Origin of the sequence: Amphritea sp. (genome assembly GCF_050300915.1) — a bacterium.
Lineage (GTDB): Bacteria > Pseudomonadota > Gammaproteobacteria > Pseudomonadales > Balneatricaceae > Amphritea.
This window is the reverse complement of the sequence record NZ_JBNKYN010000016.1, coordinates 22,341-44,987: the sequence shown is the minus strand read 5'-3', so window position 1 is coordinate 44,987 and position 22,647 is coordinate 22,341. Positions and strand designations below refer to the sequence as shown.

20 protein-coding genes are annotated in these 22,647 nt (G+C 51.7%); 9 read left to right on the top strand and 11 right to left on the bottom strand.

From position 1 onward, the window contains the following. Window positions 1-13 precede the first annotated feature (13 nt). The 7 genes from ACQY8X_RS06425 to ACQY8X_RS06395 all read right to left on the bottom strand — a co-directional run bounded on the left by ACQY8X_RS06425 (window position 14) and on the right by ACQY8X_RS06395 (window position 7,595). On the bottom strand, window positions 14-1,279 hold the full coding sequence (locus tag ACQY8X_RS06425) for a DEAD/DEAH box helicase (RefSeq protein WP_428034321.1): 1,266 nt from the start codon (window positions 1,277-1,279) through the stop codon (window positions 14-16). 111 nt (window positions 1,280-1,390) lie between these two features. Further along, window positions 1,391-1,966, bottom strand: a complete 576-nt coding sequence (locus ACQY8X_RS06420; RefSeq protein ID WP_428034320.1) for a phosphoribosyltransferase — start codon at window positions 1,964-1,966, stop codon at window positions 1,391-1,393. A 44-nt stretch (window positions 1,967-2,010) separates the two neighbouring features. Beyond that, entirely contained in the window at window positions 2,011-2,583 is a 573-nt protein-coding gene (locus ACQY8X_RS06415; RefSeq protein ID WP_428034319.1) for a phosphoribosyltransferase, read from the bottom strand. Window positions 2,584-2,700: 117 nt separating this feature from the next. Beyond that, on the bottom strand, window positions 2,701-3,636 hold the full coding sequence (locus ACQY8X_RS06410; protein WP_428034318.1) for an urea transporter: 936 nt from the start codon (window positions 3,634-3,636) through the stop codon (window positions 2,701-2,703). Between the two features lie 182 nt (window positions 3,637-3,818). After that, window positions 3,819-4,544, bottom strand: a complete 726-nt coding sequence (locus ACQY8X_RS06405) for a DUF5020 family protein (protein WP_428034317.1) — start codon at window positions 4,542-4,544, stop codon at window positions 3,819-3,821. A 195-nt stretch (window positions 4,545-4,739) separates the two neighbouring features. Next, entirely contained in the window at window positions 4,740-6,119 is a 1,380-nt protein-coding gene (locus tag ACQY8X_RS06400) for an 8-oxoguanine deaminase (RefSeq protein WP_428034316.1), read from the bottom strand. Between the two features lie 18 nt (window positions 6,120-6,137). Continuing rightward, a complete protein-coding gene (locus ACQY8X_RS06395) occupies window positions 6,138-7,595 on the bottom strand; it encodes a nucleobase:cation symporter-2 family protein (RefSeq protein ID WP_428034315.1) in 1,458 nt (485 codons plus the stop codon). A 601-nt stretch (window positions 7,596-8,196) separates the two neighbouring features. Between ACQY8X_RS06395 and xdhA the strand changes: the two genes are divergently transcribed. From xdhA to guaD, 4 genes are read left to right on the top strand one after another with little or no spacing between them, the layout of a single operon-like run. Next, window positions 8,197-9,636: a xanthine dehydrogenase small subunit gene (gene xdhA / locus ACQY8X_RS06390; protein WP_428034314.1), complete on the top strand. Its 1,440-nt coding sequence runs from the start codon at window positions 8,197-8,199 to the stop codon at window positions 9,634-9,636. Continuing rightward, window positions 9,629-11,989 (top strand): xanthine dehydrogenase molybdopterin binding subunit, encoded by a 2,361-nt coding sequence (gene xdhB / locus ACQY8X_RS06385; RefSeq protein ID WP_428034313.1) that lies wholly within the window; start codon window positions 9,629-9,631, stop codon window positions 11,987-11,989. Before xdhA ends, xdhB begins: the two co-directional genes overlap by 8 nt. A 34-nt stretch (window positions 11,990-12,023) precedes the next feature. Continuing rightward, window positions 12,024-12,863, top strand: coding sequence for a xanthine dehydrogenase accessory protein XdhC (gene xdhC, locus ACQY8X_RS06380; protein WP_428034312.1), 840 nt, complete (start codon window positions 12,024-12,026; stop codon window positions 12,861-12,863). Between the two features lie 43 nt (window positions 12,864-12,906). After that, a complete protein-coding gene (gene guaD / locus ACQY8X_RS06375; RefSeq protein WP_428034311.1) occupies window positions 12,907-14,217 on the top strand; it encodes a guanine deaminase in 1,311 nt (436 codons plus the stop codon). Between the two features lie 209 nt (window positions 14,218-14,426). Here guaD and ACQY8X_RS06370 read toward each other — a convergent pair whose 3' ends face one another. Then, the gene (locus ACQY8X_RS06370) at window positions 14,427-15,155 is read right to left on the bottom strand and encodes a GntR family transcriptional regulator (RefSeq protein WP_428034310.1); all 729 of its coding nucleotides are present in this window, start codon (window positions 15,153-15,155) and stop codon (window positions 14,427-14,429) included. A 497-nt stretch (window positions 15,156-15,652) separates the two neighbouring features. On the opposite strand from ACQY8X_RS06370, the gene ACQY8X_RS06365 reads away from it, so the two are divergent. The 3 genes from ACQY8X_RS06365 to ACQY8X_RS06355 all read left to right on the top strand — a co-directional run bounded on the left by ACQY8X_RS06365 (window position 15,653) and on the right by ACQY8X_RS06355 (window position 18,313). Continuing rightward, window positions 15,653-17,071, top strand: coding sequence for an NCS2 family permease (locus ACQY8X_RS06365; RefSeq protein WP_428034339.1), 1,419 nt, complete (start codon window positions 15,653-15,655; stop codon window positions 17,069-17,071). Between the two features lie 87 nt (window positions 17,072-17,158). Then, window positions 17,159-17,773 (top strand): LysE family translocator, encoded by a 615-nt coding sequence (locus tag ACQY8X_RS06360; RefSeq protein ID WP_428034309.1) that lies wholly within the window; start codon window positions 17,159-17,161, stop codon window positions 17,771-17,773. 195 nt (window positions 17,774-17,968) lie between these two features. Then, the gene (locus tag ACQY8X_RS06355; protein WP_428034308.1) at window positions 17,969-18,313 is read left to right on the top strand and encodes a cupin domain-containing protein; all 345 of its coding nucleotides are present in this window, start codon (window positions 17,969-17,971) and stop codon (window positions 18,311-18,313) included. Between the two features lie 6 nt (window positions 18,314-18,319). On the opposite strand, the gene ACQY8X_RS06350 is transcribed toward ACQY8X_RS06355, so the two are convergent. Beyond that, complete coding sequence (locus tag ACQY8X_RS06350) at window positions 18,320-18,652, bottom strand: lipocalin family protein (protein WP_428034307.1); 333 nt, start codon at window positions 18,650-18,652, stop codon at window positions 18,320-18,322. 6 nt (window positions 18,653-18,658) lie between these two features. After that, complete coding sequence (locus tag ACQY8X_RS06345; RefSeq protein ID WP_428034306.1) at window positions 18,659-19,729, bottom strand: zinc-binding metallopeptidase family protein; 1,071 nt, start codon at window positions 19,727-19,729, stop codon at window positions 18,659-18,661. Between the two features lie 455 nt (window positions 19,730-20,184). On the opposite strand from ACQY8X_RS06345, the gene ACQY8X_RS06340 reads away from it, so the two are divergent. Further along, window positions 20,185-20,388 (top strand): hypothetical protein, encoded by a 204-nt coding sequence (locus tag ACQY8X_RS06340; protein WP_428034305.1) that lies wholly within the window; start codon window positions 20,185-20,187, stop codon window positions 20,386-20,388. Between the two features lie 54 nt (window positions 20,389-20,442). On the opposite strand, the gene ACQY8X_RS06335 is transcribed toward ACQY8X_RS06340, so the two are convergent. Continuing rightward, window positions 20,443-21,675, bottom strand: a complete 1,233-nt coding sequence (locus ACQY8X_RS06335) for a DUF711 family protein (RefSeq protein ID WP_428034304.1) — start codon at window positions 21,673-21,675, stop codon at window positions 20,443-20,445. Window positions 21,676-22,070: 395 nt separating this feature from the next. On the opposite strand from ACQY8X_RS06335, the gene ACQY8X_RS06330 reads away from it, so the two are divergent. After that, window positions 22,071-22,595 carry a hypothetical protein gene (locus tag ACQY8X_RS06330; protein ID WP_428034303.1) on the top strand — a complete coding sequence of 175 codons (525 nt, stop codon included), beginning with the start codon at window positions 22,071-22,073 and terminating at the stop codon, window positions 22,593-22,595. Window positions 22,596-22,647 lie beyond the last annotated feature (52 nt).

Genomic DNA, 22,647 nt, shown 5'->3' with positions numbered 1-22,647 from the left:
CGGCGGGTAACGCTTACTTCTTACGACTCTTCGCCGCCGGTTTCGCCGCTCCGGCCTGATTGCGAATAATCTTCGTCTGCCCGGCTTTATTGGTGCGTGGGCGATGAATCTTTTTACCCAGCTGTTTACGCAGATTATCTCGGCTACCCACTTCATAACCCGGCATATAGATCCGCTGGATACGGCTGCCAATCAGACGCTCGATATCGTCCAGGGAGCGTTCCTCCTCCCGGCTGACAAATGAGATCGCCTTACCTTTAGCACCCGCACGACCCGTACGGCCGATACGGTGAACGTAATCCTCCGCCAGATAGGGCAGATTGAAGTTTACTACCAGTTCGAGCCCCTGAATATCTAACCCCCGGGCCGCCACTTCAGTCGCCACCAGCACCTGAATTTTACCCGCTTTGAAATCAGCAATCGCACGACGGCGAGACCCCTGCGATTTATCCCCATGACAGATCGCCGCCGAGATGCCATCGATCTTCAGGTCAACCATCAGCGAATCCGCCTGGGCTTTGGTACTGGTAAAAACCAGCACCTGAAACCACTGGTGTTTATCGATCAGTTCTGCAAACAGGTCAGCCTTGCGCTTCTCCTCTACTGGATAAACCACATGCTCGACGGTGTCCGCGGTAGCATTCAGCTTAGCCACCCGAACCGTTTCGTAGGGCGTCATCAACTGTTTGGCAACTTCATTTACCCGAGGGGAGATAGTGGCCGAAAACATCAGCGTCTGGCGTCTTTTAGACGCCTGCTGCAGCAATGTGCTGACATCAGCAATAAAGCCCATATCCAGCATCCGGTCCGCTTCATCCAGCACCACAAATTCAGCTTTTGCCAGGCTGACATTACACTGCACCACATGCTCCAACAGCCGCCCCGGAGTAGAGATCAGAATATCAACACCCGCTTTCAGCTTTTTCTGCTGACCATCCATATTCGCACCGCCGTATAGCGCGAGAACCTTAAGAGGTAAAAACTGAGCATAGCGCTTGATGGTTTCAGCCAGCTGCTCTGCCAGTTCGCGGGTCGGTGTCAGAATCAGTGCCCGAGGGCAACCGGACTCGGTCGGATGCGGCCGGTCATGCATCTGTTGCAGAATAGGCAGTGCGAATGCAGCGGTCTTACCGGTGCCGGTCTGTGCATTCGCCAACAGGTTTTTACCCCGGCGGGCGGGCACAATCGCCTGCTCCTGCACCGGAGTCATCTGGCTATAACCACAGGCATCCAGAGCCTGCTGAATCTCAGGTGCCAGATCTAATGCTGAAAACTTCATGATAAATCCTCTGAGCCTGGCTCTTGTTAAGCCAATTTAATGGGCGCATATGATAAAGGAATTTGAACAATTAAGTGAAACTCATTACAGATCATGTGCAGAATAACGCCGTCAGATGTTCACCGTCTCCATAATTGCCTGCAAACCGGGCTTGTTGGCAAAGATCTCTGCCTCGGTTAAGCCCACCATCTCATAGGGCAGCACCAGCCACTGATCGGTGATATGAGTATAGAAATCCGGGACTCTTTGAGTCCGGTTGTTGGCCGGTTTAAACCAGGGCACCGCAACTTTCACATCCAGCGGCATATTACGTTTAGCCCGCTGGGACAGCTGGGTGATAACCGCATCGATGCTTTTTCCCGAGCCATAAACATCATCCACAATCAGCAGTTTGTCATCACGATTCAGGTTTTCCAGCAGATAGCGCAGGCCATGGGCTTTAATATTTCCCTCGCCTTCAATCATCGACTGATAACCGGGCAACCCCCGATAGGATGTACGGATGGAGATATGGTCAGTTTTCACCCCCAGGTACTGCAGGCACTCCTGTACATAGATGCCAACGGTGCTGCCGCCCCGCCAGATGCCCACAATAAAATCGGGGCGATAACCGCTTTCAAAGATCTGTGCACCTAAGCGGAACGAGTCACAGATCAGCGCCTCTTCAGTAATAAAATGTTTTTCCATAATGCTCACCTTCCCACAGGGGAATTGTCACTATCATTGGCGGATCAGCCCGCGTCAGGAATCAGATGACCGATAATATTAAACAGCTCCGGACGGTGCCGTTTTATCTCGTCGACGGTCAATCCTTCAAGCGAGTGCGGATACTTCAGCCAGGCCTCTGTTTCATGCAGATAATATTCAGGGTCGACCCCGGTTTTATTCCGTGTCGGCTTGAAGTAAGGCACCGCGATACGAATATCTTCCGGTGTATTCAGGCGGCATTTCAGCTTCAACTCTTCAATAACCGCCTGGATTGTCAGCCCGGTATCGTAGACATCATCGACAATCAGCAGACTGTCGCTGGCCTGGATGTTCTTGATCAGATAATCCATGCCATGAATCCGCACCGATTTAGAGCGACCATCGATGCCATCACTATAAGATGAGGTGCGGATCGCAATATGGTCGCTCTGGATGCCGTAATAAGCGAGAAACTCCTGCACCGCGACGCCAATGGGGGTGCCTCCCCGCCAGATAGCGATAATATAGGTGGGCCGGAAACCATCATTAATAATTTTTGCCCCTAGGCGGAAAGAGTCTTCCAGCAGCGTCTGGGCATCGAGATATGTTTTTTCCATCGTTTCATACTCTGTCGATAACGCCTGCCATCATAACAATCGGGCGACGATTTCTGTATCAGAATTTGAACAGAGCGGTATATTTCAGCGCCTGCATTAGACCATCATCGCTGTGATTTACGGCACCTTTTCGAGTGAGCGCTTGATTACAGGCGTTGAAGGAAGACAGGACAGCACCCAGACACTCAACACAAAAGGGGCGGTCAGGGGCATAACGTCAAATAGTTGCAGTAAACGGGTGAGCAATACTGCCAACAGCACGCCGCAGACAACGGTCAGCGGTCGAAAATTACCGCGACTGAGCAATGCGAGGACCAGCAACACAACGTTATAGCTGTAAATTCCCAACGCTATCTGCGGTATAGGAAAAGCCAGCAACATCGACACCACCAGGCTCAGAATGACAGCAAACACCACGACCAGTGCAGCAACCCTGGAGACGATCAACAGACCGGCCAGCAACAGTGCTCCGCTGACACCGCTGTTAAGAAACATCACCTGGCCGATACCCGATAAAACTGATCGAAACAGATTTATCTCCATAGCTGACGCGCCAGTGATCGCAGAAACATCAGCTATGCCTGAGCCAGCCAGATGCTGTGAGCCGAAAAGCAGCCAGAACAGCCACACCGACAGGATAAACGGCAAGGTATAGAGGGGATAGTTCAGCCCTTTTAAGCAGTGACCAATGATCGTTGCCAGCAACGTCGCCATCATCGTCAGCATCAACACCAGCGGCCCGCTCAACGGCCATAAATAACTCATAGCCAAACCCACCAGCGCACCATTAAAACCATACAGCCCTTGCTCCAGCTGGGCATACTGACCACTCGACCGGCGCAACAACATCAGGCTAAAGAGTTGATTAACAACGCATCCAAGGATTGCCGCGACCGCCATCACCGGTGAGTAAACAACCACTGCAATGAGCAATAACACGCCGGTGAGGCGATTATTCTGCAGCATAATCTGGCTGAAACTGCTTAATACGCCACGCAGGAAAGGGCCACGCCACAGCAGGCCCGGCCACGAACAAGCATCATTGGACACCATAAGGAGACTCTCAAAGATAAACGCTCAGACGAACGCGAACAACAAAAAATAGGGGGGCGCCAGACCATCGCTAAGGATCTGCCGCATGCCGAAGGGGAGAGGCAACAGCAGATCCTTAGGCTGGATAATGACTAAGCGCCAGGAAGCGCCTCAATACTGAGCAATGTCAGTATTCAGAGCTTTCAGAAATGCCATTTCAGCAGCAGTGCCGGGTTACGCTCGTCGACACCATCAATACCAAACTTATTGGTCCAGTAGGCGTACTCCACACCCACGTATACGGGTGCTTTGGTACCGATCAGCTTGCCAGCATTCCATTTCAGTTGTGAAGTGAAGTTCATCTCAGAAGCTTTATCCGACTCTGAGGTGGTCCAGTCGATAAACCCATCGTAAAGGAACTCTGCGTCACTTAGCGCAAACGGCAGCCCCCAGGTGAGTGTCAGCTGGGTATCATTGGATGACTTATCGTTATTAGCGCGGTACAGGTTGGCATTAACGTACTGAAATCCCGGCACATCCAGACTGACACCCACTCCGGCAAGAAAGTTATCAAACCCCTCCCCGCTCTCCCAGGTGCCCGCCAGCAACACATCCTTCACCGGGCCAAACGACAGATCACTACCCGTCAGACTGGAAAGACTTAACCGGGGTGACAACTCCATATAGTTTTCACTGTCTCCGTTAGCCGATTGCAACCGATCGAGGAAGAAGAAGTTATCTCCCCAGCTATGACCACTGGCATGCTCAACCGTCACCACCTGGCGGTCAGGATCGCCCACCTCGTAGTCACTGCCATTCAGATAAGTGAGGCTAAACGAGCTCCACAACATCTCGGCAGAAGCCGACATAGAAAGTGTTGAGAGCATCGTTCCGGCAACTACGCTGACAAACGTTGGTGCTATTTTCATCTTAGGTTTCCTTATTGTTATATTTTCAGTTTTTCTGACGCACTTTTTTAAACGTGATTTTTTAAACGTGGCTTTTTAAACATGCGTATCCCTGCCGACCATTTCTGGTCAGCATGACAGGGAGGTTACGCAGGGTAGTAAAGGGTTATGCCCGCTACAGATGATGCAGCGGACAGCATCAGACCGGGTAGCTGATCAGCTGGCGGCCAGTTTTCTTGCCAGCGCTTTCTGGCGCTGGATTAATTGAGCGATATCGTAATCGACAATGGCCGCATCAATCACCCGCCACTGGCCAGCCACCATCACCCGGTCGGCCTGATGGGCTCCGCAGAGCACCAGCGCCGCCAGCGGGTCTCCGGCTCCGGCAAAGCGCAGCTCATCCAGTTTGAACAGGGCGATATCGGCCTGCTGCCCCACTTTAAGTGATCCCAGATCATCCCGGCCAAGGCAGCGGGCAGAACCCTCGGTTGCCCAGGACAGCACCTTCTGGTGAGTAATCTCAGCAGCATCATATTTGAGGCGGCCCAGCAAAAATGCCTGACGTACCTCCTGAATCATATTGGAACCATCATTGGAGGCAGAGCCATCCACCCCCAGACCGACCGGACTGCCCGCACGTTCAAGATCCAGTGTCGGACACAGGCCCGATGCCAGCAGCATATTGGACGATGGGCAGTGGCAGATACCGGTGCCCGCAGCGCCCAGACGACGTATCTCATCATCATTAAAGTGAATACCGTGAGCCAGCCACACCCGATCAGTCAGCCAGCCGACTTTTTCCAGATAGTCCAGCGGCCGCAGACCAAACATTTTGATACAGAACGCGGTTTCATCATGGGTTTCCGCCAGATGGGTATGCAGACGCACATCATATTTCTGTGCCAGCTCAGCACTGGCCCGCATCAGGCTTTCACTGACCGAAAACGGTGAACAGGGTGCCAGGGCAACCCGGCTCATCGCGCCCGCCTCTGGCTGATGGTATCTGCTGATCAGACGCTCGCTGTCATCCAGAATAGTCTCTTCATCCTGCACGGTTGACTGCGGCGGCAAACCACCATCCTCCTCCCCCAGACTCATCGAACCACGGGTCAGATGCACCCTGACACCCAGTTTTTCAGCCTGCGCCATCTGAATATCGATAGCGTTCTCCAGCCCCCGGGGAAACAGGTAGTGATGATCACTGGCGGTAGTACATCCGGACAGCAACAACTCTGCCAGCGCCACCTGAGTCGACACTTCAATCATCTCCTCTCCCAGCTTAGCCCATACGGGATAGAGGCTTTTCAGCCAGCTGAACAGGGATTTATTCAGCGCCTGGGGAAACGCCCGGGTGAGGGTCTGATAAAAGTGGTGATGACTGTTAATCAGTCCCGGCAACAGCACATGTTCACGGGCGTCAAACACCTCATCCACAGGCTGAACCGGTGATGCGCCACTGGCCAGCACTTCAACAATCAGCTGCCCCTCGATGACCACCCCACCAGCAGATTCACTGTCCAGTGTTGCCAGAGGGTTCTTAATCCAGATTCGCCGGGAACTCTTCAATGTCTTCACTCCGTAAGCCAACTCATTCATTAACACGACGGGCAGTCACTACCCATTTACATTTGCACAAAGAGAGGGGTTTTGCCCCTGTGGCGTATTAGTGTCTACCACATTCTCGCTGGCACTTTCCTCAACACTCTCTGCATCTATCTCTTTAGCCTCTTCGCCATCCATATTCTGCGGTAGGATGAGGTTAAGGATAATGGCCGCCAGAGCACCTATGGTCAGCGGCGAACCGATAATATTTTTCAGGGCGACGGGCATAGCAGACAACACCTCAGGTACTGATGCCACCCCCAGCCCCAGACCGATAGAGATCGCGGTAATCAGCATGTTACGACGATTCAGCCCCGCCTGAGCAATAATCTTAACCCCCGCCATCGCCACGGTACCAAACATAATAAGAGTGGCACCACCGAGTACCGGTTTTGGCATCTGCTGCAATACTCCGCCGATCACCGGAAACAATCCCAGTAACACCAGAATACCGGCAATAAACAGCGCCACATGGCGACTGGCAACACCGGTCAGCTGAATCACCCCGTTATTCTGGCTGAAAGTAGTCATCGGCAGACTGTTCAGGGATGAGGCGATCGCCGAATTACAGCCATCCGCCAACACACCGGCTTTAATACGCTTAACGTATACGGGCCCGGACACCGGCTGGTTTGACACCATACTGTTTGCTGTAAGGTCTCCGGTGGTTTCCAGCGCGGTAATCAGATAGATAATAGCGATGGGGAGAAACGCCGCAAAATCGAAGCTGAAGCCATATTTAAACGGTACCGGGATCGCGATCAGCGCCACCTCATTCAAACCGCTGAAATCTACTTTACCCATCGACCAGGCAACAAGAAAGCCAAATGTCAGACCGATTATCACAGCGCTCAAACGCAACATCTGCACCTGAAAACGGTTAAAAATAACGATAGTAATCAGCACAACGCCTGCCAGTACCAGATTTGCCGGCGCCCCCAGATCCTTGGCACCGAAACCTCCAGCGATATCGGTCATCGACACCTTGATCAGTGACAGGCCGATCAGGGTAATAATAGTGCCGGTCACCACCGGGGTAATAATCCGTTTCAGCTTATCGATAAACCGGCTGAGAAATATCTCTACAAACGCGCCGAAAAAACAGACCCCGAAAATGGTTGCAAGGATATCCTCCGGACTGCCCCCTTTACCTTTGACGATAAAACCCGCTGCCAGGATTGAACTGAGGAAGGCGAAGCTGGTGCCCTGCACACAGAGCAGGCCCGACCCCACCGGCCCGATGCGACGTGCCTGAATAAAGGTGCCAATGCCGGAGACGATCAACGCCATGCTGACCAGATAGGGCACCTCACTCCCCAGCCCCAGAACACCTCCGACTATCAGCGTCGGGGTGATAATGCCAATAAAGCTTGCCAGTACATGTTGCAACGCCGCAAAGGTTGATACGGCAACCCCCGGCTTATCTTCCAAGCCGAAGATCAGATGAATTTTAGAACTCTGATTTGCCATTGTGACATACCTATTTATTGTTATTGGTCTCCGCAGCAAATGTTAGCCACAGAAGTTTCACAAGCGATCAGCCAGACTGATTGGCTAACGAGTTATAAAAGTAATCCAGACCAGATACATTGTCTACAAAAAACACACCGCTTTGTATCCACATTATGAAACACAGGCTCAGCTACGACAGCTATTTTAATGGCGACTTGTACCAAAACAACGCAATATACTCCACTATTTCAGCTCTGCCACTGAGGAGCTGTCAGCACTCATCGCCAGACCGTTTAAGAACCTGGAAAGCGAAAAACGGAGTAGCAAAGAATAGAGAGATACAAAGAAAGAGACGCAACAAATAATGTATACAATAAATACAAAATAAAGTTATACAAAATAAAAACAATCTTGTATCCAGACAATCAATCCAATCAGAGAGAATAAAACAGAATAATCTCTGGCAAATAGATCGTTTTGCAGATAAATATAGTAACTAAACTGATCGTTTTTCCGGCAATCCACCCAGGCATAAGTTGACTTAAGAGTCAGGTTTTAATTTAATGATTAAAAATCGAACTAAACTCCAGTACAAAATTACATAAAAAGGAGGTTCACCTTGATCAGCTTCTTACTCAATAAAGAGCTGCGGGTTGAGCACCAGCTTAATCCGAATATGACGGTTCTTAACTACCTGCGCTCCGAACTCGGCAAGACGGGCACCAAAGAGGGATGTGCATCAGGTGACTGCGGTGCCTGTACTGTGGTACTGGGTGAACTGGATGGCGACCGAATCCGTTACCGCAGCATCAACTCCTGCCTGACCTTTGTTGCCGCCCTGAACGGCAAGCAACTGATCACCGTTGAAGACCTCAAACAGGGAGACGCCCTGCACCCGGCACAACAGGCGATGGTCGATTGCCATGGCAGCCAGTGTGGTTTCTGTACGCCGGGTATCGTGATGTCGATGTTCGCACTGGGTAAGAATATTACCCACCCGGATAAGGAGCAGATCAATGAAGCGCTGGCGGGCAACCTCTGCCGTTGCACCGGCTACCGGCCGATTGTTGAAGCCGCTGAAAAGATGTATGACGATCTCACCCCCGACAGCTTCACAGCAGAGCAGGATGCAACGATAGCCAGATTGCGGGAGATACAACCCCGGCAGCAAGCCGAACTGAGTGATGGCACCAGGCGATCCTTTAACCCAACCACGGTTGCAGAGCTAGCCAGTCTGTTAGAACAATACCCCGCCGCCCGCCTGCTGGCCGGTGGCACCGATCTGGCGCTGGAAGTCACGCAGTTTCACCGGGCCATAGAGACACTGATCTATATCGGTGATATCGCCGAACTTAAACAGATCCGCGTGACCGATGAACAGATCGAACTGGGCGCCAGCGCCTCCCTGAGTAGTTGCTACCACACCCTGAATAACGACTACCCCGACTTTGGTGCCCTGCTGCACCGCTTTGCCTCACTGCAGATCCGCAACCAGGGAACTCTGGGGGGCAATATCGGCAACGCCTCCCCAATCGGCGATTCCCCCCCCGTGCTGATCGCACTGGATGCACAACTGGTGTTGCGCAAAGGCAATCAGAGTCGCACCATCGATTTGCAGGACTACTTTATCGACTACAAAGTCACCGACCAGCAGCCCGGCGAGTTTATCGAGAAGGTAATTGTGCCCCGGGCGGCAAACAACGGTGAGTTTCGCAGTTATAAAATCTCCAAACGGATCGACGACGATATCTCCGCCGTACTCGGCTGCTTTAACCTGAAGATCAGCAACGGCATTATCGAATCCGCCCGCATCGCCTTTGGTGGTATGGCGGCGATTCCCAAACGCGCCAGCCTCTGCGAACAGGCTTTAACAGGCGCTCCCTGGACGATGGCAACCATTGAGCAGGCCAAAACAGCACTGCAACAGGATTTCAGTCCGATCTCAGATTTCCGCGCCTCGAAGGAGTATCGCATGCAGGTCGCTGGCAACATGCTGACCCGCTACTTTGTTGAGATCGAATCCCCAGAAGTTGAAACACGGGTAACTGCATATGTCTGATCATAAGAAAAAAGCCAGCTATGAAGAGATGCTGGCACTGACGCAACAGGATTTGAAAACCGGTGTTGGCCGCAGCGTTAAGCACGAGAGCGCCGCTAAACAGGTCAGCGGTGAAGCGATCTACATCGATGACCGGCTGGAGTTTCCTAACCAACTGCACGTCTATGCGCGGATGGCTGACAAAGCCCATGCCCGGATCACCCGTATCGACACCCGCCCCTGTTACGACTTTCCCGGCGTTGCCATTGCGATCACCGCTGAGGATATCCCTGGCATTAAGGATATCGGTGCATTGAAACCCGGTGATCCGCTGCTGGTTGAAGATCTGGTTGAATATTTCGGTCAGCCGGTACTGGCAGTCGCAGCTAATAATCATGAAACCGCGCGGATGGCGGCGATGGCAGCCATCGTTGAGTATGAAGAGCTGGAACCGGTGCTCTCGGTCGAACAGGCCTTGAACAACAACCACTTTGTCAGTGAGCCGCACACCCACAAACGGGGTGACTCGGTGGCGGCACTGGCCTCGGCAAAACACCGTATCTCCGGCAGCGTGCATATCGGTGGTCAGGAACATTTCTATCTGGAAACCCAGATAGCCTCGGTTGTCCCTACCGAAGATGGCGGCATGATTGTTTACTCATCAACCCAGAACCCCACCGAAGTACAGAAACTGGTAGCCGAAGTACTGGATATCCCGTTTAACAAAGTGCAGATCGATATGCGCCGTATGGGCGGCGGTTTTGGTGGTAAAGAGACGCAGGCGGCGGGGCCTGCCTGCATCGCAGCGGTGGTGGCCAGACTGACCGGGCGTCCGGCCAAAATGCGCCTGCCACGGATGGAAGATATGATGATGACCGGTAAACGGCATCCGTTCTTCAATCAGTATGAAGTAGGTTATGACGACAACGGCAGAATAACTGGCTGTGAGATGAAGCTGGCGGGCAACTGCGGCAACTCCCCTGACCTGTCAGACTCCATTGTTGACCGGGCGATGTTCCACAGTGATAACGGATACTACCTGGGTGATGCCACTATCACCGGCTATCGTTGTAAAACCAACACCGCCTCGAACACCGCCTATCGTGGTTTTGGCGGCCCACAAGGGCTGATCATGCCAGAGATTATTCTCGATGAGATCGCCCGTAATCTGGGCAAAGATCCACTGGAGGTGCGTAAACACAACCTCTATGGCGAAGCGGGACGCGACACCACCCACTACTTCCAGAAAGTGGAAGACAACGTGCTGCCGGAGATGCTCGAAGAGCTTGAGCAGAGCAGTGATTATCAGCAACGCCGCCGCGAGATCAAAGCCTACAACGCCAGCAGTCCTATCCTGAAAAAAGGTCTGGCGCTGACCCCGGTCAAATTTGGTATCTCCTTCACCGCCACCTTCCTTAACCAGGCGGGAGCGCTGATCCATATCTACACCGACGGCAGCATCCACCTTAATCACGGTGGCACCGAGATGGGCCAGGGGCTGAATACCAAGGTGGCGCAGATCGTCGCGGAAGAGTTCCAGGTGGATTTTGATACCATCCAGATCACCTCAACCAACACGGAAAAAGTGCCCAACACCTCACCGACAGCCGCCTCCTCCGGCGCGGACCTGAACGGTAAGGCGGCCCAGAACGCGGCCCGCACCATCAAGCAGCGGCTGATTGAGTTTGCGGTAAGCCATTTCAAAGTGACCGCAGAGGATGTTGAGTTCCGTAACAACCATGTGCTGATCCGTGATCAGCTGATGCCCTTTGCTGACTTTATTCAGCTGGCCTATTTTAATCAGATCTCACTCTCCAGCACCGGTTTCTACCGCACACCGAAGATCTTCTATGATCGGGAAAAAGCCAAAGGCCGCCCTTTCTACTACTTTGCCTATGGCGCTGCCTGCAGTGAAGTGGTGATCGATACTCTGACCGGCGAATATAAGATCCTGCGGGTTGATATCCTGCACGATGTTGGTGCCTCACTGAACCCGGCTATCGATATTGGTCAGGTAGAGGGCGCCTTTGTGCAGGGTGCTGGCTGGGTGACAACTGAGGAACTGGTGTGGAACGATCAGGGACGACTGATGACCTCCGGCCCCGCCGGTTACAAGATCCCCGCCGTCACCGATATGCCGATCGACTTCCGCGTTCGCCTGGTGGAAAACCGTAAAAACAGAGAGGACACCGTATTCCACTCCAAAGCGGTGGGTGAACCGCCCTTTATGCTGGGCATCTCGGTGTTCTGTGCCATCAAAGACGCCATCGCCAGCATTGGCGATTATCGCAGCAGCCCGGCGCTGGATGCGCCAGCAACACCGGAGCGGGTGCTCTGGGCGGTTCGCGAACAGCAGATCGCCGGGGCAAAATGAGCCTTTCGCTAACGTACACTGCAGGAGACGTGTTATGAACACTGCATGGATCAGAGCGCTAAGCCGGATTGAAGCCGATGCCACCCCGGCGGTTATCATTACCGTAGTGGAGGAGCGTGGCTCGACACCACGTAACGCTGGTGCCAAGATGGTGGTCAGTCAGGAGCAACAGTTTGACACCATCGGCGGTGGCCATCTGGAATATAAGGCGATCAAAATTGCCCGGCAATTGCTTGCAGAGCAGCAGACTCAGCCCCGACTGGAACGCTTCTCTCTCGGCGCCAGTCTGGGGCAGTGTTGCGGCGGCGCCACCACCCTGCTGTTTGAACCGATGCACACTGCCAGCGTCAGAATCACCCTGTTCGGCGCCGGTCATGTTGGCCGGGCGCTGATCCCGATACTCGCCAGCCTGCCCTGCAAAATTCGCTGGATCGATAGCCGTGAAGATGAGTTCCCGGAATACATCCCGGAAGGGGTAGAAAAGGTGGTCAACGAGTTCCCGGTGGATGAGGTGGATAAACAGCCTGCTGGCAGTTACTTTATCGTCATGACCCACAACCACCAGCTGGATCAGGAACTCAGCGAAGCGATACTGAAGCGCAATGATTTCAGCTACTTCGGCCTGATCGGCTCACTCACCAAGCGCAATAAATTTATCCACCGGCTGCAGGCAAAAGGCTTCAGCAGCGAGCAGATCGAACGGATGACCTGCCCCATGGGCATTGCAGCGGTAAAAGGCAAACTGCCTGCCGAGATCGCCGTATCGGTCGCAGGGGAAGTAATCTCGCACTATAACGCTGACTTTAATGCCGAGCGAAAGACCACATCGACCAGCGCCACAGCAACCTCCGTGGTTGATCGTCTGGCGATCTGATCCGTGTTACCAACAGATTAATAAAGTACAACTGAGAACCCGCATGACAAAGAACACTGCAACCGCTTACCGTGCTGCCATTCTGGACAGCCTGGGCGACCCCGCCGAAATCGGTATAGCCAACAGCATCCGCTATTTTGAAGATGGTCTGATGCTGGTTGAAAACGGTCAGATCAGCGCACTGGGCGAAGCATCAGAGCTGCTGACACAGCTGCCACAGGGTTGTGAAGTGAAACACTACCCGGATTCACTCATCGTCCCGGGGTTTATCGACACCCATATCCACTACCCGCAAACCGGTATGATCGCCTCCTATGGCGAGCAGCTGCTGGACTGGCTGGAAAACTACACCTTCCCGGCTGAACAACAGTTTTCTGATCGTCAGCATGCCGACGAGGTGGCGGACATATTCCTCACCGAACTGCTGCGCAACGGCACCACCACCGCGCTGGTGTTCGGCACCGTTCATCCCGCATCGGTAGATGCCTTCTTCAGCCAGGCAGAACAGCGTAACCTGCGTATGATCGCCGGTAAGGTGATGATGGATCGCAACGCCCCCGAAGCGCTCACCGACACGCCGCGCAGCAGCTATGAAGAGAGCAAAGTGCTGATTGAACGCTGGCACGGTAAAGGCCGCCTGCACTATGCCGTCACACCACGCTTTGCCCCGACCAGTTCGCCGGAGCAACTGGATCTGGCCGGGCAGTTACTCAAGGAGTATGACGGTCTCTACATGCACACTCATCTGTCAGAGAACAAAAACGAGATCGCCTGGGTTAAGGAACTTTTTCCACAACAGAATGGCTATCTGGATGTCTATGATTACCATCAGCTACTGGGAGAGCGTTCGGTGTTTGCCCACGGCGTGCATCTGTGTGATGAAGAGTGCGCCCGCCTGAGTACAACCGGTTCTGCGATAGCCTTCTGCCCCACCTCTAACCTGTTCCTCGGCAGCGGCCTGTTTAACCTGCCCCAGGCAGAGCAGCACAAGGTTAAAGTGGGACTTGGCACCGATGTCGGCGCCGGCACCAGTTTCTCGATGCTGCAAACCCTCAATGAAGCTTACAAGGTGATGCAGTTACAAGGCGTCAAGCTCCACCCCTATAAGTCGTTCTACCTCGCCACGCTGGGAGGCGCACGGGCGCTGCATCTGGAGCATCAGATCGGCAACCTGGAACCGGGTAGCGAAGCTGACTTTGTGGTGCTGGACTACCACGCTACACCACTGCTGAGTTATCGCATGGCACAGACCACATCGATTGAAGAACGGCTGTTTGTGATGATGACTCTGGGGGATGACCGGATGGTGAAACACACCTTCGCCATGGGAGAGCAAGTGCATAGCCGCAACTAAACCCTGCAGCTTACCCACAAAAAAAGGCTAATCCGTCATAGATCAGCCTTTTTTACATCTGAATGTTTAGCCGAGCGGAGTTTAAATCCTGCTCTTAATAATGGTAGTTCAGCTTTTAACTCTGTGCTCTCTGTGCTCTCTGTGTTCTCTGTAGTTAAGTCATCTGTCATTTTTTACCACAGAGTGCACAGAGATTTAGAGATAAACCATTATCTCGAATTCCGGACATTCGAGAAGATAGCCTTCAGATCATCAGTAGCAATCTCATCATCCAGGCTCAGTTTCTCTTCGATATGATCCAGATGATGCATCATCAGACTCACCGCTTTAGGTTTATCTTTGTCTGCAATGGCATCGATCAGTTCAAAATGCTCATCATAGGAGCAGTGCGATTTAGCGCCACTTTCATACTGGGCAATAATCAGCGAGCAGAGCGATACCAGACTGCGCTGAAAGCTCAGCAGCGGCGGATTTTTAGCCATCTCGGCCAGCAAGAGATGGAACTCACCGGACAGACGAATACCCGCCCCCCGGTCACCACGATCAAAGCAGGCTTTTTCATCCCGCACCATCTGCCTCAGCTGCTCTACCTGCTTCTTCTGGGCATTCTCACACACCAGCTCAGTCACCGCCTTTTCAACCACCCTGCGGGCGAACACGATCTGTCGTGCCTCCTCAATGGTTGGACAGGCAACCACAGCGCCCCGGTTTGGTCGGAGCACAACAACCTGCTCATACCCCAGGCGAGACAATGCGCGACGGATAATAGTACGACTAACACCAAAGATTTCGCCCAGTGATTCCTCATTCAGCTTGGTTCCCGGGGAGAGACGTTGCTCGAGTATCGCGTCAAAAATATGTGCATAGACGATATCATCCTGGGTCTTTTTACCGTCCCGCCTGGTATCACCTTTTTTAATCTCAGATATCTGACTCATAAAGCCTCATTAACACCGGTTTACCGGCCAAAAGCCGATGGTAAAAAAACCATAACTTTTTGATTAACAACATGATTCAATAATACACAAAAGCTCGAATTTTGTACACATAACCAATCTCAGAAATACCCACAGCACCCTAGCAGGCAAGCCCTGAATTAACGCTCAACTTTCCAGAAAAACCGCCACGTCAAACCGCCCGAAAAACCGGGCCGATCAGCGCTATTAAAGTTGTGCACTGTGCCAAACTGATTGGCCCATTCCATATACCAAAACCAGCAAGAAACAAAAAACCTGACTTTTGAGTTGACTTTTTTGTATACAATTATAGTATAAATAACACACAATGCTTATTCAGGACGCGCTATATTTCCAGGGAATGAAACACAACAATCCGGTAGCCAGATAATCCAGCTGCAGCCTCAAGAAAAATAAAATGGGTAACACCCGAATCAGGAGTTAGAGTTGTGGAAAACATACAACTAGATAAAGCCACGATGGATTCGCCATCGTCCCCCGACAACCAAACCCTTCTAGACCGCTTTTTCAAACTCAGCAAACATAAAACCGATGTCCGGACAGAGATGATCGCAGGCCTGACCACCTTCGTGACTATGTCCTATATTATGTTTCTTAACCCGATCATCATGTCCAAAACAGGCATGCCATTTGATGGCCTGTTTCTCGCTACCTGTATTGGTGCAGCCATCGCCACCATCTTTATGGGACTGTATGCCAACTGGCCCATCGGCCTGGCACCGGGTATGGGCCTGAACGCCTTCTTTACCTTCACGGTGGTACTGGAGATGAACTACAGCTGGCAGATCGCCCTGGGGGCGGTGTTCCTTTCCGGCGTACTGTTTGTACTGATGAGTGTTACCCGTTTACGTGAATGGATGCTGGAAAGCATTCCGCTCAGCCTGCGCCTGGCGATGACAGCTGGTGTCGGACTGTTTCTCGGCTTTATCGGTCTGCGCTTTACCGGCCTGATCGTACCCAACCCTGACAATGTGGTTGCACTCGCCGACCTGACTCACTTCGGCTTTGGTCCCTTCGGCCCGGAAGCCCCCGCACTGGGACTACTGAGCTTCCTGCTGATTAGCTTTCTCAGCTATCGCCGGGTGTTTGGCTCGGTCATCATCGGCATCGCCATCACCACCGCCATCGCCTTCCTGATGTCCGCGGTTCTACCCCATGAGTTTTTCAGCGTCACCTCAGACAGAGCACCCGCATCTGGCTTTATGGCCTGGCCAGAGAACGGTCTGATCGCGATACCTAACTTCAGTGATCTGGCACCGGTCTTTATGCAGCTGGATATTTTAGGCGCCCTCGATGTCGCGTTGATTCCGGTGATTATCACCTTCCTGTTTGTCAATATTTTCGATACGGCAGGCACCCTGATGGGCGTTGCCCAGCGCGCTCACCTGCAGGATGAAAACGGCAAGATTGAGGGCCTGGATAAGTCGCTTAAGGCTGACTCGATCTCCTCGGTTATCGGGACTGCATTTGGCTGCCCTCCGGTTACCTCCTATGTTGAATCCGCTGCAGGTGTTGCCGCCGGTGGCCGTACCGGTCTGACCGCCGTAGTGATCGGTATTCTCTTCCTGCTGGGCCTGTTCCTGCTACCCCTGGCGCAGATGCTGCCCGGCTTTGCGGTGGATGGTGCACTGATCTATGTGGCGATGCTGATGATGGGCTCTCTGGCCGCGATCGACTGGGACGATCTGACCGAGTATGCCCCAGCGCTGATGACCACCATTATGATGCCGCTGACCTTCTCAATCGCCAACGGCATCGCCGTCGGCTTTGTTACCTACACCTTTATGAAAGTCTCAACGGGCAAAGCCGCAAGTATCTCCAACGGCGTATGGGCACTCACAGCAATCTTCGTTGCAAAATTTATCTTCCTGCCCTAATGTTGGTTAGCCTTTAATCAGCCTTCCCTTATGGGAGGGCATTTTTGTTTTAGACCTGACACTTGAAAAAGAGTATTTGAGAAAAAGATGTCCTTAGAAACCTGGCTACTATTCTGTTCTGCCGCCCTGCTGGTCATTCTGATCCCCGGCCCCCTGTCGCTGTTAATGATCGCCAACAGCCTGAATTTTGGTATCCGCCGCAGCTATCCCGCATTTCTAGGGGGAGTCAGTGCATCGCTGATTCTGCTGATCACCTCAGCCACCGGTCTGGGGGCACTGCTGCTGGCCTCAGAGCAGCTATTCAGCCTGTTGCGCTATCTCGGTGCCGCCTACCTGATCTGGCTGGGTTACCGCGCCTGGCGGGATGCCGACCAGAGCCACAACAGCACTCAGACCGCCGTCAACAGTAGCCGTAGTGTGATGTTCCGGCGGGCATTTACCCTGGGAATCAGCAACCCCAAAGATATTCTCTTCTTCGTCGCCTTCCTGCCGCAGTTTATGACCCAGGAAAGCCCTCTACTGACGCAACTGCTGATTATGTCTGTGAGCTGGTGTGTGCTTGATCTGATCAGCAAGCTGGGCTATGGGCTGGCCGCCAAAGGGTTGGCTCCGCTACTGAAGAAACAGCAAAATATCCGCCGCTTCAACCGCTTTTGTGGCGGGCTGTTTGTCGGCGCTGGCAGCCTGGTGTTCATCCGCTAGCAGGTTTCACTAAAAACATTTTTTACAACAGAGAGATATGCATTCCCACGCAGGAGCGTGGGAACGAGATAGCGCTCTCTGTGGTTATTGTCTCAATAAGGGCGTTTTAGAATAAACCACGTCGGAACAGGACAACTCCGAATATCACACTCCAATACAATGGCGGCTCATTTAATAAAAACATTTGGAGCTGACATGTCCGATTTCATCACAGTAATGCGCGAAACCTGCCCCACTCCAGTCGTTGACGCTACCAAGTGGACACGCATCGGCGGTGACCCGCACACTGTAAACCTCAACGCCTACCTTTCCGCTGATGGCAGCAAAATTATGGGTACCTGGATCTGCACCCCAGGAAAATTTGAGGTGAATTACGAGAAGTGGGAGTTCTGCCACTTCCTGGAAGGCTACTGCATTATCACCCCTGAAGGGGAAGAACCCAAGCACCTGAAAGGCGGTGACGTATTCGTTATCGAGCCAGGCATGAAAGGCACCTGGGAAGTCGTTGAAACCGTGCGCAAGTACTTCGTCTTCGCCTGAAGCTGATCACTCATTCCCACGCTCCTGTGTGGGAATGAGATACCCTCTTTCCTGAGCCCGCCTGATAAATCGTTCTCTGACCTCCTGTTTTACAGTCGAAGTACGTGACAACAGCCAGAGATAGGATGAATCAGGCCCGGAAACAAAAGAGTACTGATAGTTATCGCGGTCCAGATCAAACACCGCATAAGAACCGTAAAAAAGCCCAAAAAAAGACACCTTCAGATACCCTTCATCGCTGTTATTGACAAAGTACGCTTTACCCTCAGCTTCCTGCCACTCCCCCTTCTGCGCTGAATAACCGCGATTAAGGACTGTTTCGCCGCCATCATCGCGCAAAGTGTCTCAGATACGCTGCTTAAGCAGTTCATGAATAAAGCGCAATTTCTCTTTCACACGGGGCATCAACACAAAGGGATAAAGATCCGGCTGGCCCATGCTGCGATTCAGGCAGTTGGCGGCGAAGATTACCGCCAATGCTTTGGAGAGAAACAGATCAAAATCGACCTGACCATAAGGGTCGATATCGGCAGTCATCGCTAAGCCCTGGTTTTTATCTGCATAGTCGGGATTAACCGATACTCTCAATGCAGCCGCTGTTTCCATAATATCAGTGAGATGCAGATAGTGAGACCAGGTTTCGGCCCAGTCCTCCCAGGGATGGGATGAAGCATACTCAGTGACATAATGCAGATTCCAGTCCGCTACTGGGCCGTTGTCGTAATGACGTTGTAAGGCCTGGGAATAATCTTGCCGTTCATCACCAAACTCAGCCCGATAGCGCTCCAGCCAGCTGGGATTATCCCGAATCAGCAGATCCCAGTAATAGTGCCCCACCTCATGACGCAGATGTCCCAGCAGAGTGCGGTAATGCTCATGCATATCAACGCGGGCCTGCTCTCGCTGGACGGAATTAGCCTCATTCATGGTAATGGTAATCTTGCCACCGGAATGGCCCGTCATGGTATGCGCATCCCTGGGCACAACCTGCTTGGTATTGATAAAGTCAAACGAGATACCCGAGTCCTGAGGGGCCTGCTTACGATCAACCGGTAGCTGATGTTTCAATAAGCTATACACCAGCCGATGTTTGGCAAACTGCAGCGAACGCCAGCCATCCAGATTTTCAATGGTGCCGATGTTGGGAATATAACGATTCAGTTCGCAGGAGATACACAGCCCGCTGGCAGAATCACTGTCAACCAGCCAGTTGCACGCCTGTTGCTGTTTGTTTTTGCAGTATTTCCAGGTGTAGCCGTGGGGCTTATTAATCTCAATTAAGTTGCCATTATGCTCAGTGACGGTGATAAAGCGCAGCAACTTAGGCTCAAAGGCAACCTCATTTTTACAACGTTCACATCTTACATTCTCAAAAAGAATGACGTGCTCACAGTGTCCGCATTGAAAAATCTGCATGGTTTCGCCTTCTGAAATTGTTACAGCACTGACCGGATTGCCGCCCGCCTCAGGTTGGGCCCAGCTTGAGCCCTGGTTGAAAATATCGATGCATCGGCTCACTCGTGATCTTGACTGAGTCCATAAGACTGAGAACGGAGATCAGTGTCACCTTAGATTAGATCCGCTCAAAAAAGTATCAAATCATGTTTCCGCACCGCTCTGGTTATTAACAGCTCAGTGGGTCTGATGAGTTCTATGAACGTTCGCGCACTGCCGCTGTCTCAGTGATTGATCGTGAGTGACTATAGTTAGCTAAAGCATGACAGAAGAGTAAAGAGACAGAGTGAATCGCCACCGATCTGATAAACGTCTCTTTGCCGCCTCAGCCTAAAGTAAAGTAACGTAAAGTGAATTGAACAGCTCCCCACTTAAACGTTATAAAACGGTGGTTGTCTAATGATAAGGAGAAAATTATGAATAAGTATATCGCTTCATTTCTTGCTGCCAGCGCGCTGGCATTCACAGGCACAAGCGCTATGGCCCAGGACAGTAACCGCACCGAAAGCCAGACAGAAGAATACCGGGCCCAGTCAGAATCCACAACCGAATATTCAGCTATCTCAGACAGCAAACTCTGTTCATATACAGACTTAAAGGATAACCAGACCGAAGGGTAGTTCAGCTAAACCATCATTAACGGCGAAGCGGTTACTCTGCCGCTGGCGCGCTGATTATGGAACCGCCAGCACCGCACAGTTGCACAAATCATCACTTTCAAAAGCCGTTATATCGCCAGCGGCTAATCCTGGAACGGGAAACACACGCACGGTTAATGGTTTATTCAGACGATAAGCCATCGTCCCGGTATCTCTCATCAATGCGGCAATCTTATCCGTTGGAGTATTACCCGGGATAGGCACGGTATCCAGGCCAATACCGCACACAGCGCTATAGGTTAACAACGAACGGATATCAAACTTGTTCTCGATGCTGCCCTGCGCCAGGCCGGTATCTTCAGTCAGAGCCAGCATCAGACCGGAAAAACCGACCAGATTAACACCCTCAATCGATTTGAATACCCGGGTTAATAACGCTGACGCCTCAACAGTACCCGCTGCACCGAAATATTCCACCCCCATCTGTTCATAGACAGCCGTCATGCTCGCACAGTTTTTAGACGGTGCGGCAGAACTGTCAAAGCCAGCAAACGCAAACGGCACGTCGAATTCAGCACGACTGATAATGTTGTGAAGCATGGAGATATGGTGCTGAAGTGCGTTACGCATCACCAGATAATACCCCTGAAACAAGTCATTATGGCTTTCAGCAGCCGCTGTCTGGTTATAGGTCTGCAACACATCAACCAACAGATCTGGCGTTTCAAGACCGATAACAAACTGGTCACCTGAATCATTACGATGATAACTCGCGGGAAAATAGGGAATCAGCGGAGCGCAGTTAAAATTAACGGTGAAATTGAAATTGCCTTCGCCCCGCGGAGTAATAGTGCTGATTCTTTCAACCGCCTTGACGGCGTGCAGAATCAGTTCATTGTCCAGAAAACCCTGTTTATCGAGGCCAACGTTGACACACACATTACACAGATCGCCGAACGCCTGAATCAACCCGGGTAAAAGCGAGATCTCATCTGCCGTTTTAGCCTCACCAATGGCAAACCGGATACGCATCCCTGACAGATCAGATGTATTCAACAGTTCACTTAAAAATGCCAGATCAGCTCTGGCACTCTCAAGGCTGGCGGTATTCAGATATTCACCGAAAGGATTGGTCACAATGCGAATAGACTGAACGATATAACCATTATCGTTAAACTCTTTTGATAAACGCAGACAAAAGCGGGAGGCTTTACCGATCACCTCTTTCCAGCTCTCTTTATCACTCGTCAAAGACAGAAAAGTGGTGATCGTTCTGACTTTACAAAGATCTGTATTTTTATAGCTCAACTGTCTGTCTCAACTGTTTATCTCAACTATCTATCTCTGCTCTGTGCCTCAGCGGTATAGCTCTGTCAGAGACGTCTATTTAATCAGGTATAATCATCGAAAGATCGCACGTAAATTTTATCGATGCAACCGTATATCCACTAACGTGGCTTATCCAAAGGTGACGTTATAACCGCAACAAAGAGTATTAAGGAGTGACATCAGAACAAAAATGGCTGCCGCTTTCTGCTTTGCTGAAACGCTCACGTGGGCCTGTTTATCACGCCACTGAATGGCAAAAAACATAACCAGCCACTATATTCATTGGTTATAAACATTATTTCTTTGGGCAACATTCAGCTTCCAGCCTGGTCAAACACCCGCCAATCGCGGCACATGATCCTCTGAGGTCAATCATGGATAGAGTTGAAAAAGTTTATACGCTGACTAAACGCTTGATTGTTATGACAGCGGTTGCCGTTCTGGCGTTTAGTGCAGTGTTTGGTATCAGCTTCTATTTCAGTGAACGGTTTATGATGACCTGGGCTGGCTTTCTCTGCGGCATCATCGGTGGATTTGTCAGTATTCAACAGCGCATCAGGAAGGTATCGGATGAGGAGCTGACACTGCTGACAAAGTCCTGGTTTCAAATCTTATTAGTGCCTATCTTCGGTGGCGTGTTCGCCTTAGTGCTTTACTGTATCTTCTTATCCGGCATCCTCTCCGGACATCTTTTCCCGGAATTTTTCATCCCCAAGCCCGCAAAAGAAGGCCCTGATACCTCATTCATGATCGCCCTGTTTACACAAACCTATCCCAGTACAGGAGAAGACTTTGCCAAGTTCCTTTTCTGGTCTTTCGTTGCCGGTTTTTCTGAAAGGTTTGTGCCGCAGATTATCAGTAATGTCACCAACAGCGTTTCCGATAAGAGTGATAGCTGACCCGCTGATAACTGGCAGAAAATAATCCGCTTTGCGAATAAATAAAATCAGA

Excerpts from the sequence above, each read along its gene's own strand:
- ACQY8X_RS06425 (WP_428034321.1), bottom strand. The coding sequence starts at position 1,279 with ATGAAGTTTTCAGCATTAGATCTGGCACCTGAGATTCAGCAGGCTCTG.
- ACQY8X_RS06420 (WP_428034320.1), bottom strand. The coding sequence starts at position 1,966 with ATGGAAAAACATTTTATTACTGAAGAGGCGCTGATCTGTGACTCGTTC.
- ACQY8X_RS06415 (WP_428034319.1), bottom strand. The coding sequence starts at position 2,583 with ATGGAAAAAACATATCTCGATGCCCAGACGCTGCTGGAAGACTCTTTC.
- ACQY8X_RS06410 (WP_428034318.1), bottom strand. The coding sequence starts at position 3,636 with ATGGTGTCCAATGATGCTTGTTCGTGGCCGGGCCTGCTGTGGCGTGGC.
- ACQY8X_RS06405 (WP_428034317.1), bottom strand. The coding sequence starts at position 4,544 with ATGAAAATAGCACCAACGTTTGTCAGCGTAGTTGCCGGAACGATGCTC.
- ACQY8X_RS06400 (WP_428034316.1), bottom strand. The coding sequence starts at position 6,119 with ATGAATGAGTTGGCTTACGGAGTGAAGACATTGAAGAGTTCCCGGCGA.
- ACQY8X_RS06395 (WP_428034315.1), bottom strand. The coding sequence starts at position 7,595 with ATGGCAAATCAGAGTTCTAAAATTCATCTGATCTTCGGCTTGGAAGAT.
- xdhB (WP_428034313.1), top strand. The coding sequence starts at position 9,629 with ATGTCTGATCATAAGAAAAAAGCCAGCTATGAAGAGATGCTGGCACTG.
- xdhC (WP_428034312.1), top strand. The coding sequence starts at position 12,024 with ATGAACACTGCATGGATCAGAGCGCTAAGCCGGATTGAAGCCGATGCC.
- guaD (WP_428034311.1), top strand. The coding sequence starts at position 12,907 with ATGACAAAGAACACTGCAACCGCTTACCGTGCTGCCATTCTGGACAGC.
- ACQY8X_RS06370 (WP_428034310.1), bottom strand. The coding sequence starts at position 15,155 with ATGAGTCAGATATCTGAGATTAAAAAAGGTGATACCAGGCGGGACGGT.
- ACQY8X_RS06365 (WP_428034339.1), top strand. The coding sequence starts at position 15,653 with ATGGATTCGCCATCGTCCCCCGACAACCAAACCCTTCTAGACCGCTTT.
- ACQY8X_RS06360 (WP_428034309.1), top strand. The coding sequence starts at position 17,159 with ATGTCCTTAGAAACCTGGCTACTATTCTGTTCTGCCGCCCTGCTGGTC.
- ACQY8X_RS06355 (WP_428034308.1), top strand. The coding sequence starts at position 17,969 with ATGTCCGATTTCATCACAGTAATGCGCGAAACCTGCCCCACTCCAGTC.
- ACQY8X_RS06345 (WP_428034306.1), bottom strand. The coding sequence starts at position 19,729 with ATGCAGATTTTTCAATGCGGACACTGTGAGCACGTCATTCTTTTTGAG.
- ACQY8X_RS06340 (WP_428034305.1), top strand. The coding sequence starts at position 20,185 with ATGAATAAGTATATCGCTTCATTTCTTGCTGCCAGCGCGCTGGCATTC.
- ACQY8X_RS06330 (WP_428034303.1), top strand. The coding sequence starts at position 22,071 with ATGGATAGAGTTGAAAAAGTTTATACGCTGACTAAACGCTTGATTGTT.